Here is a 14,679-nt window from a genome sequence, read left to right as displayed (position 1 = left end):
CATAAATGACGCAACGCTCTTTGCTTTAACGCAATTTCGCCCTCTTACCCGCAGGCTTGGAACGACAGGTGACAGATGGGGTCAGAGATGAAAAAGACAGTTTTGAAGATGACAATCGGGCTGGGAATCATGGTCCTCGCGGCGCAACAGGTTCAGGCACAGGGCCGCAACTGCGCCCCTCGGGCCGATGTGTTGCAACGCCTTGCCGAAACCTATGGTGAAACGCGCCGGGGGATCGGTATTGCCCGTCAGGGCGCGGTGATGGAGCTGTTTGCCTCGGACCAATCCGGCAGCTGGACGATCACGGTGACCCTGCCGGACGGGATGACCTGCCTTGTGGCCTCGGGGCAGGCCTATGAGCAGATGGTCGATGCCCTGCCGCCAAACACCTAAGTCAGTGCGTCCCAGATCAACTTGCCTCCGGTCAGGGTCAGCAACACATAGGCGATACCAAAGAACAGGCGTTCGGACAGCATGAAATGCGCCCGGACGCCCAGCCAGGCTCCCAGAATGGCGAACGGGGTCAAAAGAAGATCCGCTAACGCCGTGTCCCAGGTGAAAAGGCCGAGATAGGCGTAGGGCACGAATTTCGCTGCGTTGATCACCCAGAACACCAAAACGGTCGACGCCTGAAACTCGGTCTTAGACAGGCGCTGGGACAACAGATAGACGGCAGCCGGTGGACCTCCTGCATGGCTAACGAAACTGGTAAACCCCGCGACAAGCCCCGCGAACAGACCAGCAGAGGCAGGCAACCGGCGGGTGAAGCCGCGTATCCAGCCTTTGCTTTGGGCGACGTGCCAGATCACGAAACCGACCGAGATCCCTCCGATCAGCAGGCGTAGCAGGTCGTCATCTGTCACGCGGTATAGCCAGGCGCCCAGCAGAACACCCGGAACCGCGCCCAGGATCAGCAGACGTGAATCCGGCCAACTCCAGCGTTTCCAATAGGGTCCCAGCGTGGCCACGTCGATCACCATCAGGATCGGCAGCATCAGCGCCAACGCCTGCCCCGGTGTCAGGATCAAAGCCAGAATCGACGACGACGCAAAGGCCACGCCCGAGCCAAACCCACCCTTCGAGATGCCCGCAAAGATCACCGCCGGGATCGCGACTGCAAAAAACATCAGGTTCAATTCAAACATGCAGCGTCCCGGGAATTGGCTTGATTCACAGGCGGTTTAGCGCAACCGGTTTGGGGATAGCAAACGGTATGCGGTGGCATGCCGCGCCGCAGGACCCTTGCGCAAAAACCATTTAACGACTAGCAAACCCGCGATTTCAATACCGACCGGAGATATTCCAAATGGCCAGACCCAAGATTGCGCTGATCGGCGCTGGGAACATCGGCGGCACGCTTGCGCATCTTGCAGCTGTCAAAGAACTCGGTGACGTCGTCCTGTTTGACATCGCTGACGGACTGCCTCAGGGCAAGGCGCTCGACATCGCCGAGTCCGGCCCGTCCGAAGGCTTTGACGCCGCAATGTCAGGCTCCAGCGACTATGCGGACATCGCGGGCGCTGACGTGTGCATCGTCACCGCAGGTGTCGCCCGCAAACCGGGGATGAGCCGCGATGACCTGCTGGGCATCAACCTGAAAGTCATGAAATCGGTCGGCGAAGGCATCGCAGCCCACGCGCCCGACGCATTCGTGATCTGCATCACCAACCCACTGGACGCGATGGTCTGGGCTCTGCGTGAATTCTCGGGCCTGCCGCATAACAAGGTCTGCGGCATGGCGGGCGTTCTGGATTCGGCCCGTTTCGCACATTTCCTGTCGGAAGAGTTCAACGTCTCGATGCGCGACGTCACCGCCTTTGTTCTGGGCGGCCACGGCGACACGATGGTGCCGTCGGTTCGCTATTCGACCGTTGCCGGTATCCCGTTGCCCGATCTGGTCGAGATGGGCTGGACCACGCAAGAGAAACTGGACGCCATCGTTCAGCGTACCCGTGACGGCGGCGCCGAGATCGTTGGCCTGCTGAAAACTGGCTCGGCCTTCTATGCGCCTGCGACCTCGGCGATCGAAATGGCTGAAGCCTACCTGAAAGATCAAAAGCGCGTTCTGCCCTGCGCGGCCTATTGCAACGGCGAGTTCGGCGTTGACGGCATGTATGTCGGCGTTCCGACCGTCATTGGCGCAGGCGGTATCGAACGTATCGTCGACATCAAGCTGAACGAAGACGAACAAGCCGGCTTTGAAAACTCGGTCAACGCCGTGAAGGGCCTGATTGAGGCTTGCAAAGGCATCGACGGCTCGCTGACTTAAAAACAGGAATTGAGACAAATTCGGGCGGACTTTTTGGTCCACCCGAATTTGTTCGATGCTACCTGCTCTCACTCGCGTTTGCTTCGACTAGGGGCAACCCACCATAGTGCGCGGCAAGTCGTTGCTCGGTGCTTATGACACGCTGCTGTGAAAGCGGCTCATAGTCTGATGGTCGGTTCATTTCGAAAAAATGTGTGCCGCCTTCCCCTAAAAATGGCACCCTTGCGCAATCAGCCGATGCCTTTTGGACAATGTCAAAAACAGGCAGGCAACCTCTGCGTTCGGCCTCGTCAAACCGCAAAGACAATTCTACAAGCCGTCGACTGTTGAAAGGTGAAAGATAGAAGTGCTGCCACAAGGCGGGAAAAGATGCTCCGACTGTCGAATTGTAGTAGACTTCTAAAAACATAAAGTCGGCTGCTTTTTCCATCGCATTGGCTGGAAGGGTAGCTTGCCATGCAAAAAAATCTCCTTCGAAATGCTTACAGATATCTGAATTGTACGATCGCCGAGGCACAATGAGCATCCGTTCAATCTGCCATTCCGCGTCACTCCACATGGCCTTGGGCTTAAACACATAGACAGCACGTAAAAGGTCGGTTTGATGCCCCCTCAAGATAAGGTGATCGGACGGAATAGCGTTGGTTGCTCCGGTCACATACTCTTTTGGAGGGGCGGTATCGGACCCGTGCGAAATCTGATAAGCTTGCGCCAGAAATCTCTGCTCCCAGCGCTTAGTTTCCTTCCCAAAACGCGTTCCCAAAACGACATGCGGAGTGTTTAGGCTTTTGGCAACCGCAGCACCGACATGGGCGTCTACTTTGGAATTGTAGTTTTTCACATGCGTGTAGAAAAAAGGAATTTTGTGCAAACTTTCGCGGCCAACTGCCGCCAAAATTCGACTATCTCTTCCTCCCGTAATCGGCATGGCGCACTTGTGGCGTTCGGTGATCTTATCAATGTTGAAAGCCAGTCGCTTGGTGATTTCGTCATAGGTTTCGGCATGGTTCGAATTTTCAAGCGAGAACACCTCATCTCTAGGCCAGAACCTTTCAACGTCAAATGTGTTTAGGTTCAGGTAGAAATTTGGGTTCAACCGCTTCACCTTTTCATCACAAGTGTGAAATAGCGAATACCGTGTGGGAAGTTCGGCTAAACAGTCCGCTTGATATCGAATGTTTGGAACAACCTCTCGGTCAATCGCGAGCAGCGGTGAACTTGCGACGCGCTGCGCGTCGCGTTCGTAAACCGCGCCAATCATTCCAACTGGATCGGTATACAGGCGCTCTTCACCGCCGATCTGCAGGAAAAAGGCGAACCGGCCTGCACACTCGTTCAAGTATCGCTCGAATTTTCTCCATGCATCGCCGTCTCGGGTCGAAAACGGCAGCATTTCATCGCCATCGATCAAACCTTCCGGACCAACAGCGACCCCCAGCAAATAGCCAACCACGAGCCCATCCGAATCCTCTAGTTCGCAAACTGGAAGATCCTGCCCGACATGCAGTTGTGACGCACCAAATTTCAAGCTCTTCAAAAAGCCGACACTAAGTCCGGTTTTGTCCAGAACATATTGGAACCTGAATACCTCGGGCAGGTAACGTCGCTTAAGACTCCAAAGCCGCTCCGCCTCAAGCATTGATCACTCCAAAATCAGGTACACTATTAGCATATCCTCTATAGGCAATGCCAACTGGCCAAGAAAGTGATTTTGCGCCAAAGCTGCGAAGGAACAAAATATTGAAAGAATCAGTCCGAATATTTGTGATCACACCTTAAAATACTGTGATCACAAATATGGAAAATCTTGGCTAAAAACCACTCCGAGTTCAAAAAAGCCTTTATAATTGCGCCCTAGACACCTCTATATCGGTTTAATCGTAGTCAGACGGGACAATTTCGATGAACATTCACGAATACCAAGCCAAGGCGCTTCTTCGCAGCTATGGCGCTCCGGTCTCCGATGGTCGCGCAGTTTTGCGCGCCGAGGAAGCCAAAACCGCAGCCGGTGAACTGGACGGCCCTCTTTGGGTTGTGAAGGCGCAGATCCACGCAGGTGGGCGCGGCAAGGGCAGCTTCAAAGAGGCCGACGCAGGTGAAAAAGGCGGAGTCCGTCTGACCAAGTCGGTGGAAGAAGCGGCCGAGGAAGCAAAGAAGATGCTGGGTCGCACTCTGGTCACCCACCAGACCGGCCCCGCGGGCAAGCAGGTCAACCGCATCTATATCGAGGCCGGTTCCGGCATCGAGCGTGAACTGTATCTGGCCCTGCTGGTGGACCGCCAGACCAGCCGCATCTCTTTTGTCTGCTCGACCGAAGGCGGCATGGATATCGAAGAAGTGGCCGCGTCCACGCCCGAAAAAATCCTGTCCTTCTCGGTGGACCCTGTAACCGGCTATCAGGCCTATCACGGCCGCCGCATCGCGTTCTCGCTGGGTCTGGAAGGCGCGCAGGTCAAGCAATGCGTGCGCCTGATGGGCATCCTCTACAAAGCCTTCGTTGAGAAGGACATGGAGATGCTGGAGATAAACCCGCTGATCGTCTCAGACAGCGGCGAACTCAAGGTGCTGGACGCCAAGCTGGGCTTTGACGGCAACGCGGTTTACCGCCACCCCGACATCGCCGAGCTGCGCGACGAGACCGAGGAAGATCCCAAGGAACTGGAAGCCTCTAAGTACGACCTGAACTACATCGCGCTGGATGGTGAGATCGGCTGCATGGTAAACGGTGCGGGTCTGGCGATGGCGACTATGGACATCATCAAACTCTACGGTGCAGAGCCTGCCAACTTCCTCGACGTGGGCGGCGGTGCGACCAAAGAGAAAGTGACAGAGGCGTTCAAGATCATCACCTCGGACCCGAACGTCAAAGGCATCCTGGTCAACATCTTCGGCGGCATTATGCGCTGTGACGTCATCGCCGAGGGCGTTGTTGCCGCGGTGAAAGAGGTCGGCCTGCAGGTTCCGCTGGTCGTACGTCTGGAAGGCACGAATGTCGAAAAGGGCAAAGAGATCATCAATTCCTCTGGCCTGGACGTGATCGCGGCGGACAACCTGAAAGACGGCGCCGAGAAGATCGTGAAAGCCGTGAAAGGCTAAGCCCAATTCCGTGGAGTGGGTTTCGCCCCACTTTTCCGAAGAATTCTGGCAGGCCTTGGCCCGCCTAAAATAGGAGAACGCCAAATGGCAGTCCTCATCGACGAAAATACCAAAGTGATCTGTCAGGGCTTTACCGGCTCGCAGGGCACATTCCACTCTGAACAGGCCATTGCTTATGGCACCAAGATGGTTGGCGGCGTGACCCCCGGCAAAGGCGGCATGGAGCATCTGGGCCTGCCCGTGTTCAACTCGGTCCACGAAGCCAAGCACGTGACCGAAGCCAACGCCTCGGTGATCTATGTTCCGCCGCCCTTCGCGGCTGACTCGATCCTCGAAGCAATTGACGCCGAGATGGAAGTGATCGTCTGCATCACCGAAGGCATTCCGGTTCTGGACATGATGAAGGTGAAGCGCGCGCTCGAAGGCAGCAAATCGCGCCTGATCGGCCCGAACTGCCCCGGTGTCATCACACCTGACGCCTGCAAGATCGGCATCATGCCCGGCCACATTCACAAGCGCGGCTCGGTCGGCGTTGTGTCCCGCTCGGGAACTCTGACCTATGAGGCCGTTAAGCAGACCACCGATGTGGGTCTGGGCCAGTCCACCTGCGTTGGTATCGGCGGCGACCCGATCAAAGGGACTGAGCATATCGACGTGCTGGAATGGTTCCTGGCCGATGACGAGACCCACTCGATCATCATGATCGGTGAGATCGGTGGCTCGGCCGAGGAAGAAGCCGCGCAGTTCCTGGCGGATGAGGCCAAAAAGGGCCGCAAGAAGCCGGTTGCCGGTTTCATCGCAGGCCGCACAGCCCCTCCGGGACGCCGCATGGGCCACGCAGGCGCGATTGTCGCGGGCGGCAAAGGCGGCGCCGAGGACAAGATCGAAGCCATGCGCTCGGCCGGTATCGTTGTGGCAGAAAGCCCCGCGACGCTGGGTGAGGCCGTGCTGGAAGCGATTGGCTGATGGCAGACCGACTCTCCACAGGCGCTGAGGATAGCGCCCAACCTTGGGTGAGCGCCAAAAGCGCGCGCCCGGGGGGAGGGTCGGGCGCTGCCCGGCGTTGCCGCCGGGCGGCACTTGCTTTGCTTCTTGCATGTAGCGGCACATCCCTCGCAGCCCAAAACACTGAATTCACTCCGATGGATCAATTCATTGTTCGGGCTATTCCCGGTCTACATGGTGCCGAGACAGACGTATTGGCAGACGACAAAATCGCGTTCACGTATGTAAGTTTTCGTGTCGATAAGGACGAAATGCGAATGGCGGCTGAGTTTTGGTGTTCACAATTAGATGGAACAGCTCAGCTGGAATCCGATGTACAGGTGGGTAGCTATCTATGGTTGATAGGGCGTCGCCAAACCACCTATGACTGCGCAACTGAGAACTAAGGGGTAGGGATTTGCCGTGACCTTCTCTGACGCGATCCGCACTTGTTTCTCCAAATTCTTCACTTTCTCGGGTCGTGCCTCACGGCCCGAGTATTGGTTCTTTTTCCTGTTCATCGTGATCTGGAGCATTCTTGCGGGGATCATTGATGCACAATTCTTCACTCAGGTCTCGGTGACCGAGGGAGATGGCGTGAAATCCGTCACCGCCACATCCCGTCAACCGGTGCAAAGCATCGTCAGCCTGATTGTGTTCTTCCCGCATCTGGCCGTCGCGTGGCGGCGGATGCACGATTCCGGGCGCAGTGGGCTTTACGCTCTGTTGCCGATCCTGCTGATCCTCGGGGCCTTCGCGGTTCTGATTTTCGGCATCGGCCTTGCCTCGAGTTTCCAGCATGGCGGCAATCTGGACATTCTGTTCACACGTGCCACTCTGCTGATCGTCATTCCGACACTGCTTGTTTTGTTTGTGTCGCCCCTCCTGGTTCTGTGGTGGCTGACCCGCCCGTCTCAACCAGGCACCAACCAATACGGTCCCAACCCATATGAGGTAGCCCAATGACCGAACACACGCCCAATTCCGCGTTCCATGCCTCAAGCTTTATGCAAGGCCACAATGCCGAGTATCTGGAGCAGCTCTATGCCCAATACACCAAGAATCCCGGGGCGGTGGATGCCGCTTGGGCCGAGTTCTTTAAGGCAATGGGTGACGCCTCTCCGGACGTTCAGCGCGAAGCCGAGGGGCCATCCTGGGCGCGGACCGATTGGCCGCTGATGCCTGCGGATGATCTGACTGGGGCGCTGACCGGTGAGTGGGTCGAGATCGATGCCAAGGCTGCAGGCAAGAAGATCAAGGAAAAAGCGGCCGACAAGGGCGTAGAGGTCAGCGATGACCAGATCAAGCGCGCCGTGCTGGACAGCTTGCGAGCGCTGATGCTGATCCGGGCCTACCGGATCCGAGGCCATCTGGCCGCAGATCTGGATCCGCTGGGCATGCGCGCGGCCAGCACACACCCGGAACTCGATCCGAAGACCTATGGCTTTACCGAGGCCGACATGGACCGGCCGATCTTTATCGACAATGTTCTGGGCCTGCAGATGGCCTCGATGCGGCAGATCGTCGAGATCGTGAAGCGCACCTATTGCGGCACCTTTGCGCTGCAATACATGCATATCTCAGACCCGGAACAAGCCGCGTGGCTGAAGGAGCGGATCGAAGGTTACGGCAAAGAAATCGCCTTTACCAAGGAAGGCCGTAAGGCGATCCTAAACAAGATGGTCGAGGCCGAGGGTTTCGAGAAATTCCTGCATGTCAAATACATGGGCACCAAACGGTTCGGTCTGGATGGTGGCGAAAGCCTGATCCCGGCGATGGAGCAGATTATCAAACGCGGTGGTGCTCTGGGCGTCAGCGACATTGTCATCGGCATGCCGCACAGAGGCCGCCTGAATATTCTGGCCAACGTGATGGGCAAGCCCTACCGCGCAATTTTCAATGAGTTCCAGGGCGGCAGCTTCAAGCCTGAAGATGTGGATGGCTCTGGCGACGTGAAGTATCATCTCGGTGCCTCCAGCGACCGTGAGTTTGACGGCAACAGCGTCCACCTGTCGCTTACTGCCAACCCCTCGCACCTAGAAGCCGTGAACCCGGTGGTTTTGGGCAAGGTCCGCGCCAAACAGGATCAGTTGAACGACACCGACCGCACCAAGGTTATGGGCATCCTGCTGCACGGTGACGCGGCCTTTGCCGGTCAGGGTGTGGTCGCCGAAGGGTTTGGCCTGTCCGGCCTCAAGGGCCACAAGACCGGCGGCACTATGCATATCGTCGTGAACAACCAGATCGGCTTTACCACCGCGCCGCACTTCTCGCGATCCAGCCCGTATCCGACCGATATCGCGCTGATGGTCGAAGCGCCGATCTTCCACGTGAATGGCGACGACCCCGAGGCGGTTGTTCACGCAGCCAAAGTCGCGACAGAGTTCCGCCAGAAGTTCCACAAGGACGTGGTCATCGACATCTTCTGCTACCGCCGCTTTGGTCACAACGAGGGCGATGAGCCCATGTTCACCAACCCGATCATGTACAAGAAGATCAAGACGCATAAGACCACTCTGTCGCTCTATACCGAGCGTCTGGTCAAAGACGGCCTGATCCCGGAAGGTGAGATCGAGGATATGAAGGCCGCCTTCCAGGCCCATCTGAATGATGAGTTCGAGGCCGGCAAAGACTATAAACCCAACAAGGCCGACTGGCTGGACGGGCGCTGGTCTCACCTGGACAAGAACAAAGAGGACTATGTGCGCGGCGAAACCGCCATCGCCCCGGCGACTCTGGCCGAGATCGGCAACGCGCTGACCCACGCCCCTGCGGATATTGCGGTACACAAAACCGTTGCGCGTCTGCTGGACCACAAGAAACAGATGTTCGACAGTGGCAAGGGCTTTGACTGGGCCACAGGTGAAGCGCTGGCCTTTGGCTCGTTGCTGACCGAGGGCTTTCCGGTTCGACTGTCCGGTCAGGACGCGACGCGCGGGACGTTCAGTCAACGTCACTCGGGCTTTGTCCATCAGGAAACGGAAGAGCGGTTTTATCCGCTGAACAACATCCGCGAGGGTCAGTCGCACTACGAAGTGATCGACTCGATGCTGTCTGAATATGCGGTTCTGGGTTTTGAATACGGCTACTCGCTGGCCGAACCCAACGCTCTGGTCCTGTGGGAGGCGCAGTTTGGTGACTTTGCCAACGGGGCGCAGATCATGTTCGACCAGTTCATCAGCTCGGGCGAAAGCAAATGGTTGCGGATGTCGGGTCTGGTGACGCTGCTGCCGCACGGGTTCGAGGGGCAAGGCCCCGAACACAGCTCGGCGCGTTTGGAGCGGTTCCTGCAGATGTGTGGTCAGGACAACTGGATCGTGGCGAACTGCACGACACCGGCGAACTATTTTCACATCCTGCGCCGCCAGCTGCACCGTACCTTCCGTAAACCGCTGATCCTGGTGACCCCGAAATCGTTGCTTCGTCACAAGCTGGCGGTCAGCACGGCCGAGGATTTCACCACTGGCTCCAGCTTCCACCGGGTGCTGTGGGACGATGCGCAGCGGGGCAACTCAGACACCAAGCTGGCAGCGGACGACAAAATCAAGCGCGTGGTTCTGTGTTCCGGCAAGGTCTACTACGACCTGCTAGAGGAACGCGACGCCCGTGGTATCGACGACGTCTACCTGATGCGGATCGAGCAGTATTACCCCTTCCCAGCGCACTCGCTGATCAACGAGCTTGAGCGTTTCAAAGGGGCTGAGATCGTCTGGTGCCAGGAAGAGCCTAAAAACCAAGGTGCCTGGACCTTCATTGAGCCCAATATCGAATGGGTGCTGACCCGTATCGGCGCCAAACATACACGGCCGCTCTATGTCGGCCGCGCAACCTCGGCCTCGCCTGCGACGGGTCTGGCCAGCCAACACAAAGCTCAACAAGAAGCGCTCGTGAACGAAGCGCTGAGCCTCGAAGGAAAGTAAACGATGACCATTGAAGTTCGTGTTCCCACGCTAGGCGAGTCTGTTACCGAAGCCACGGTTGCGACCTGGTTCAAGAAACCCGGTGATGCCGTGGCCGTGGATGAGATGCTCTGTGAGCTTGAAACCGACAAGGTGACGGTCGAAGTCCCCGCGCCCGCCGCTGGCGTTATGGGCGAGATCGTCGCCGCCGAGGGTGAAACCGTTGGCGTCGACGCCCTGCTGGCGACCATCGCTGCAGGCGAAGGTGCAGCCCCTGTCCCGGCCGCAGCAGCGCCCGCCCCTGCGGCCGCTCCGGCAGCGTCGGGTGGCAATGTTGATGTGATGGTGCCCACGCTGGGTGAATCGGTCACCGAAGCCACCGTCTCGACATGGTTCAAACAGGTTGGTGACGCGGTCGCGCAGGACGAGATGCTGTGTGAACTGGAGACCGACAAGGTCTCGGTCGAGGTTCCCGCCCCTGCTGCTGGCGTTCTGGCGGAAATCGTTGCGCCTGAAGGCACAACCGTGGATGCCTCGGCCAAACTGGCCGTGATCTCGGGCGCCGGCGCCGGCGCTACTCCTGCACCCGCCCCTGCCGCCGCCGCAGCCCCGGCCGCAGCAGCAACTGGCAAAGATGTCGCCAACGCTCCGTCGGCAGAGAAAGCCATGGCCGAGGCCGGTCTGTCCGCCGCTCAAGTCTCGGGCACCGGACGTGATGGCCGCATCATGAAAGAAGACGTGGCCCGCGCCGTGGCAACGGCTGCTGCACCCGCGCCTGCTGCCGCTCCGGCTCCGGCCCCTGCGCCACGCGCGCCTGTGGCCGCCGATGACGCCGCGCGCGAGGAACGGGTCAAGATGACACGCCTGCGCCAGACCATCGCCAAGCGTCTGAAAGACAGCCAGAACACCGCTGCCATGCTGACCACCTATAACGAGGTGGACATGACTGAGGTGATGGCCCTGCGCAGCCAGTACAAGGACCAGTTCGAAAAGAAGCACGGCGTGCGTCTGGGCTTTATGTCCTTCTTCACCAAGGCCTGCTGCCATGCGCTGAAAGAAGTGCCCGAGGTGAATGCCGAGATCGACGGCACCGACATCGTCTACAAGAACTTCGTCCACATGGGTGTCGCCGCCGGTACGCCCACAGGCCTGGTGGTTCCGGTCATTCGCGATGCGGACTCGATGTCTTTTGCAGCAATCGAAAAGGCCATCGCGGAGAAAGGTAAACGCGCCCGTGACGGCAAGCTGAGCATGGCCGAAATGCAAGGCGGCACCTTCACCATCTCGAACGGTGGCGTCTATGGCTCGCTGATGTCTTCGCCGATCCTGAACCCCCCGCAATCGGGTATTCTGGGCATGCACAAGATCCAGGACCGCCCGATGGCGATCAACGGTCAGGTTGTGATCCGTCCGATGATGTATCTGGCGCTGTCCTATGACCACCGGATCGTTGACGGCAAAGGCGCGGTGACCTTCCTTGTCCGCGTGAAAGAGGCGCTAGAAGACCCGCGCCGCCTGCTGATGGATCTGTAATCATGGCAACGCATGTTCTGTGGCAAGCCGATGTGGCAGACTTTGATGCCTGGCTGAAGGTGTTTCGCGAAGACATCGCGATGCGCCAGGCCGCTGGTATCCACGACCTACATGTCTGGCGTGACCCCGATCAAAAGGATCACGCCATCGCCATGTTCGAAGTGGATGACATACAAAAAGCCCGCGCTTTCTTCGACTCGGAAGAGCTGGCCATGCATCTCGAACGCGGTGGGGTCGCCCATATCCAGGTGAAACTTCTGGACCCGGTCTTACCGTAAAAACTCTGCTGTGTGCGGGACCACCCCGCACACAGTCCCGCAAATACACGTGAAGCGCGCCTGCTATTGATGTCAGAGAATGCTAACCGACAAACGGACTCTGGTTGAAAAAGGATACTCGTCATGTCTTCCGAACTTTCCATTCTTGCTCTGTACGGCCTTCTGATCGTCGTAGTGGTTTTGCTGAATGTGCTGACAGCCATGTCGCAGGTCGGGTTGATGACATTGGGTGGCGCACGAGATGATATGCCCGCCCTGACCGGCGTTGCGGGCCGGGTCGAGCGGGCTCTGACCAATTCGGTCGTCGCCATGGCCCTGTTTGCCCCTGCCGTTCTGATCCTGTCCGCCAAGGACGCCTTCACCTCCGGATCGCTGCTAGCCGCGCAGATTTTTCTGATCGCGCGTGTCGTTTTCGTTCCGGTCTACGCCTTCGCAATCCCGGTTCCCTTCCTGCGCACTATCGTGTGGATGGCTGGGTTTCTTGCGACGATCTACCTTTACCTGCTAGCCCTATAGCTTAGTACGCCGCGCCAGGATGCGGCCAAGACACACCAAGGAGTGCCCTCAATGTCCAGCTATGACGTCATCGTAATTGGAGCCGGTCCCGGCGGCTATGTCTGTGCCATCCGCTGCGCCCAGCTGGGTCTGAAAACCGCCGTTGTCGAAGGGCGTGAGACGCTGGGCGGCACCTGCCTGAACGTGGGCTGCATCCCGTCGAAGGCGCTGTTGCATGCCTCTCATCAGCTGCACGAGGCAGAGCATAACTTTGCCAAGATGGGCCTGAAGGGCAAATCTCCGTCCGTCGACTGGAAACAGATGCAGGCCTACAAGGACGAGGTGATCGAGGGCAACACCAAGGGCATCGAGTTCCTCTTCAAGAAGAACAAGATCGACTGGCTGAAAGGCTGGGGGTCAATCCCGGCTGCCGGCAAGGTCAAAGTGGGTGATGAGGTTCACGACACCAAGAACATCATCATCGCATCAGGCTCCGAGCCTTCGGCCCTGCCGGGTGTCGAGGTTGACGAGAAGGTCGTCGTGACCTCAACCGGGGCGCTGTCGCTGGGCAAGATCCCGAAGAAGATGGTAGTGATTGGTGCCGGTGTGATCGGTCTGGAACTGGGCTCGGTTTACAGCCGTCTGGGCGCTGAAGTGACGGTGATCGAATTCCTCAAGGAAATCACCCCCGGCATGGACCCCGAGGTGCAGAAGACCTTCCAGCGGATCCTCAAGAAGCAGGGTCTAAACTTCGTGATGGGTGCGGCGGTGCAAAAGACCGAAGCGTCAAAAACCAAAGCGAAAGTCACCTACAAGCTGCTCAAGGATGACAGTGAACATGTAATTGAAGCCGATACCGTTCTGGTCGCCACCGGACGCAAGCCATACTCGGACGGGCTGGGGCTGGATGCGCTGGGTGTCGAGATGACGCCGCGCGGTCAGATCAAGGTCGGCTCGGACTGGCAGACCAACGTGCCGGGCATCTACGCGATCGGCGACGTCACCGAAGGCCCGATGCTGGCCCACAAGGCCGAAGACGAAGGCATGGCCGCCGCCGAGCAGGTGGCCGGCAAGCACGGCCACGTGAACTACGGCGTCATCCCCGGCGTGATCTACACCTGGCCCGAAGTTGCCAATGTGGGTGAAACCGAGGCGACTCTGAAAGAACACGGCCGCGCCTACAAGGTCGGCAAGTTCATGTTCATGGGCAATGGCCGGGCCAAGGCCAACTTTGCCTCTGACGGATTCGTCAAGATTCTGGCCGACAAGGAAACCGACCGGATTCTGGGTGCCCATATCATCGGCCCCGCTGCGGGCGACCTGATCCACGAGGTTTGCGTCGCGATGGAGTTCGGCGCCTCAGCCGAAGATCTCGCCCTGACCTGCCACGCCCACCCGACCTATTCGGAAGCCGTGCGTGAGGCCGCTCTGGCCTGTGGTGACGGCCCAATTCATAGCTAAAGCTTTCTGACCCCGGCAGCGATCAGCCTGTCGGGGTCAACCAGGCATCCAGATAAGTTTCCAGCCTGTCGGTGAACGTTGTTGCCGAATGCAACGCGCAGAACCTGAGAGACATGGCCTGAATCGCAAAGGCCTGAACACCTTCGGCCAAAAGTTCGGACGGCACATCCTTGCGCGTCTCGGCCACTTCAAGCCACATCATCACCACCCGGAAATACCGCTCAAAGCAATAGGCGATCGGCCCAACATCCGCGATGGCGGTTGCGCCGGAATACCGGATCAGCAGATCAAATACATACCGTTCGGACATCATGAAGCTGTGGACCGGTTCCAAGGCAGCGATAAGCTGTTTGACGGTTTTGGGCGATTGCCCCGCTTCGGCCTGATCCAGACACGCATTCAATCTGTCCGCGATCAGGATTTCCATTAACGCGTCCTTGTCGCGAAAATGCGCAAAGAAGGTGCCCTTGGCGACACCGGCCGTTTGCACCACCTCTTCCACCCGAAGGCCCTCATACCCACTTTTCTGAATTAACTCTTGCGACACCGCCACCAGGCGGGCGCGGGTTTTCAACTTGCGTTTCTGAACTGTCTTTTGCATGAGGCCAGATTGCATGTTTTTTGACCGTGGTCAAATTTTATATTGACCGTGGTCATTTTTACA

At 58.1% G+C, this 14,679-nt stretch carries 13 protein-coding genes; 10 read left to right on the top strand and 3 right to left on the bottom strand.

Annotation, left to right across the window (positions count from 1 at the left end; genetic code table 11):
* The first annotated feature begins 87 nt into the window (after positions 1 to 87).
* Positions 88 to 393 carry a hypothetical protein gene (locus ACR0J4_RS07205; protein WP_170553551.1) on the top strand — a complete coding sequence of 102 codons (306 nt, stop codon included), beginning with the start codon at positions 88 to 90 and terminating at the stop codon, positions 391 to 393.
* Here the strand turns inward: ACR0J4_RS07205 and ACR0J4_RS07200 are convergent.
* The gene (locus ACR0J4_RS07200) at positions 390 to 1,145 is read right to left on the bottom strand and encodes a sulfite exporter TauE/SafE family protein (protein ID WP_170642774.1); all 756 of its coding nucleotides are present in this window, start codon (positions 1,143 to 1,145) and stop codon (positions 390 to 392) included. The genes ACR0J4_RS07205 and ACR0J4_RS07200 overlap by 4 nt on opposite strands.
* 161 nt (positions 1,146 to 1,306) lie before the next feature.
* Here ACR0J4_RS07200 and mdh point away from each other — a divergent pair, with 161 nt between their 5' ends.
* Entirely contained in the window at positions 1,307 to 2,269 is a 963-nt protein-coding gene (mdh, locus tag ACR0J4_RS07195; protein ID WP_170468993.1) for a malate dehydrogenase, read from the top strand.
* Positions 2,270 to 2,327: 58 nt separating this feature from the next.
* Here the strand turns inward: mdh and ACR0J4_RS07190 are convergent, their stop codons facing one another.
* Positions 2,328 to 3,908 carry a hypothetical protein gene (locus tag ACR0J4_RS07190; RefSeq protein WP_170553556.1) on the bottom strand — a complete coding sequence of 527 codons (1,581 nt, stop codon included), beginning with the start codon at positions 3,906 to 3,908 and terminating at the stop codon, positions 2,328 to 2,330.
* A 263-nt stretch (positions 3,909 to 4,171) separates the two neighbouring features.
* Here ACR0J4_RS07190 and sucC point away from each other — a divergent pair, with 263 nt between their 5' ends.
* The 8 genes from sucC to lpdA all read left to right on the top strand — a co-directional run bounded on the left by sucC (position 4,172) and on the right by lpdA (position 14,015).
* Positions 4,172 to 5,365, top strand: coding sequence for an ADP-forming succinate--CoA ligase subunit beta (sucC, locus tag ACR0J4_RS07185; RefSeq protein WP_170469002.1), 1,194 nt, complete (start codon positions 4,172 to 4,174; stop codon positions 5,363 to 5,365).
* Positions 5,366 to 5,449: 84 nt separating this feature from the next.
* Positions 5,450 to 6,331 (top strand): succinate--CoA ligase subunit alpha, encoded by an 882-nt coding sequence (gene sucD, locus ACR0J4_RS07180; RefSeq protein ID WP_170378979.1) that lies wholly within the window; start codon positions 5,450 to 5,452, stop codon positions 6,329 to 6,331.
* A 441-nt stretch (positions 6,332 to 6,772) separates the two neighbouring features.
* Complete coding sequence (locus ACR0J4_RS07175) at positions 6,773 to 7,315, top strand: DUF805 domain-containing protein (protein WP_170642773.1); 543 nt, start codon at positions 6,773 to 6,775, stop codon at positions 7,313 to 7,315.
* Positions 7,312 to 10,269, top strand: coding sequence for a 2-oxoglutarate dehydrogenase E1 component (locus ACR0J4_RS07170; RefSeq protein WP_170642772.1), 2,958 nt, complete (start codon positions 7,312 to 7,314; stop codon positions 10,267 to 10,269). Before ACR0J4_RS07175 ends, ACR0J4_RS07170 begins: the two co-directional genes overlap by 4 nt.
* 3 nt (positions 10,270 to 10,272) lie before the next feature.
* On the top strand, positions 10,273 to 11,781 hold the full coding sequence (odhB, locus tag ACR0J4_RS07165) for a 2-oxoglutarate dehydrogenase complex dihydrolipoyllysine-residue succinyltransferase (RefSeq protein ID WP_170553568.1): 1,509 nt from the start codon (positions 10,273 to 10,275) through the stop codon (positions 11,779 to 11,781).
* Positions 11,782 to 11,783: 2 nt separating this feature from the next.
* Complete coding sequence (locus ACR0J4_RS07160) at positions 11,784 to 12,059, top strand: hypothetical protein (protein ID WP_170469015.1); 276 nt, start codon at positions 11,784 to 11,786, stop codon at positions 12,057 to 12,059.
* A gap of 123 nt (positions 12,060 to 12,182) precedes the next feature.
* The gene (locus ACR0J4_RS07155) at positions 12,183 to 12,575 is read left to right on the top strand and encodes an MAPEG family protein (protein WP_170469016.1); all 393 of its coding nucleotides are present in this window, start codon (positions 12,183 to 12,185) and stop codon (positions 12,573 to 12,575) included.
* Between the two features lie 51 nt (positions 12,576 to 12,626).
* Positions 12,627 to 14,015, top strand: a complete 1,389-nt coding sequence (lpdA, locus tag ACR0J4_RS07150) for a dihydrolipoyl dehydrogenase (RefSeq protein WP_170642771.1) — start codon at positions 12,627 to 12,629, stop codon at positions 14,013 to 14,015.
* A gap of 22 nt (positions 14,016 to 14,037) precedes the next feature.
* On the opposite strand, the gene ACR0J4_RS07145 is transcribed toward lpdA, so the two are convergent.
* Complete coding sequence (locus tag ACR0J4_RS07145) at positions 14,038 to 14,616, bottom strand: TetR/AcrR family transcriptional regulator (protein ID WP_170642770.1); 579 nt, start codon at positions 14,614 to 14,616, stop codon at positions 14,038 to 14,040.
* Positions 14,617 to 14,679: the final 63 nt, after the last annotated feature.

This window comes from Ruegeria sp. B10 (genome assembly GCF_056539825.1).
The sequence above is the reverse complement of the archived record's forward strand: the minus strand, read 5'-3'. Positions and strand labels throughout refer to the sequence as shown.

Coding starts and splice junctions, on each gene's coding strand:
- ACR0J4_RS07205 (WP_170553551.1), top strand. CDS start 88: ATGAAAAAGACAGTTTTGAAGATGACAATCGGGCTGGGAATCATGGTC.
- ACR0J4_RS07200 (WP_170642774.1), bottom strand. CDS start 1,145: ATGTTTGAATTGAACCTGATGTTTTTTGCAGTCGCGATCCCGGCGGTG.
- mdh (WP_170468993.1), top strand. CDS start 1,307: ATGGCCAGACCCAAGATTGCGCTGATCGGCGCTGGGAACATCGGCGGC.
- ACR0J4_RS07190 (WP_170553556.1), bottom strand. CDS start 3,908: ATGCTTGAGGCGGAGCGGCTTTGGAGTCTTAAGCGACGTTACCTGCCC.
- sucC (WP_170469002.1), top strand. CDS start 4,172: ATGAACATTCACGAATACCAAGCCAAGGCGCTTCTTCGCAGCTATGGC.
- sucD (WP_170378979.1), top strand. CDS start 5,450: ATGGCAGTCCTCATCGACGAAAATACCAAAGTGATCTGTCAGGGCTTT.
- ACR0J4_RS07170 (WP_170642772.1), top strand. CDS start 7,312: ATGACCGAACACACGCCCAATTCCGCGTTCCATGCCTCAAGCTTTATG.
- odhB (WP_170553568.1), top strand. CDS start 10,273: ATGACCATTGAAGTTCGTGTTCCCACGCTAGGCGAGTCTGTTACCGAA.
- ACR0J4_RS07160 (WP_170469015.1), top strand. CDS start 11,784: ATGGCAACGCATGTTCTGTGGCAAGCCGATGTGGCAGACTTTGATGCC.
- ACR0J4_RS07155 (WP_170469016.1), top strand. CDS start 12,183: ATGTCTTCCGAACTTTCCATTCTTGCTCTGTACGGCCTTCTGATCGTC.
- lpdA (WP_170642771.1), top strand. CDS start 12,627: ATGTCCAGCTATGACGTCATCGTAATTGGAGCCGGTCCCGGCGGCTAT.
- ACR0J4_RS07145 (WP_170642770.1), bottom strand. CDS start 14,616: ATGCAAAAGACAGTTCAGAAACGCAAGTTGAAAACCCGCGCCCGCCTG.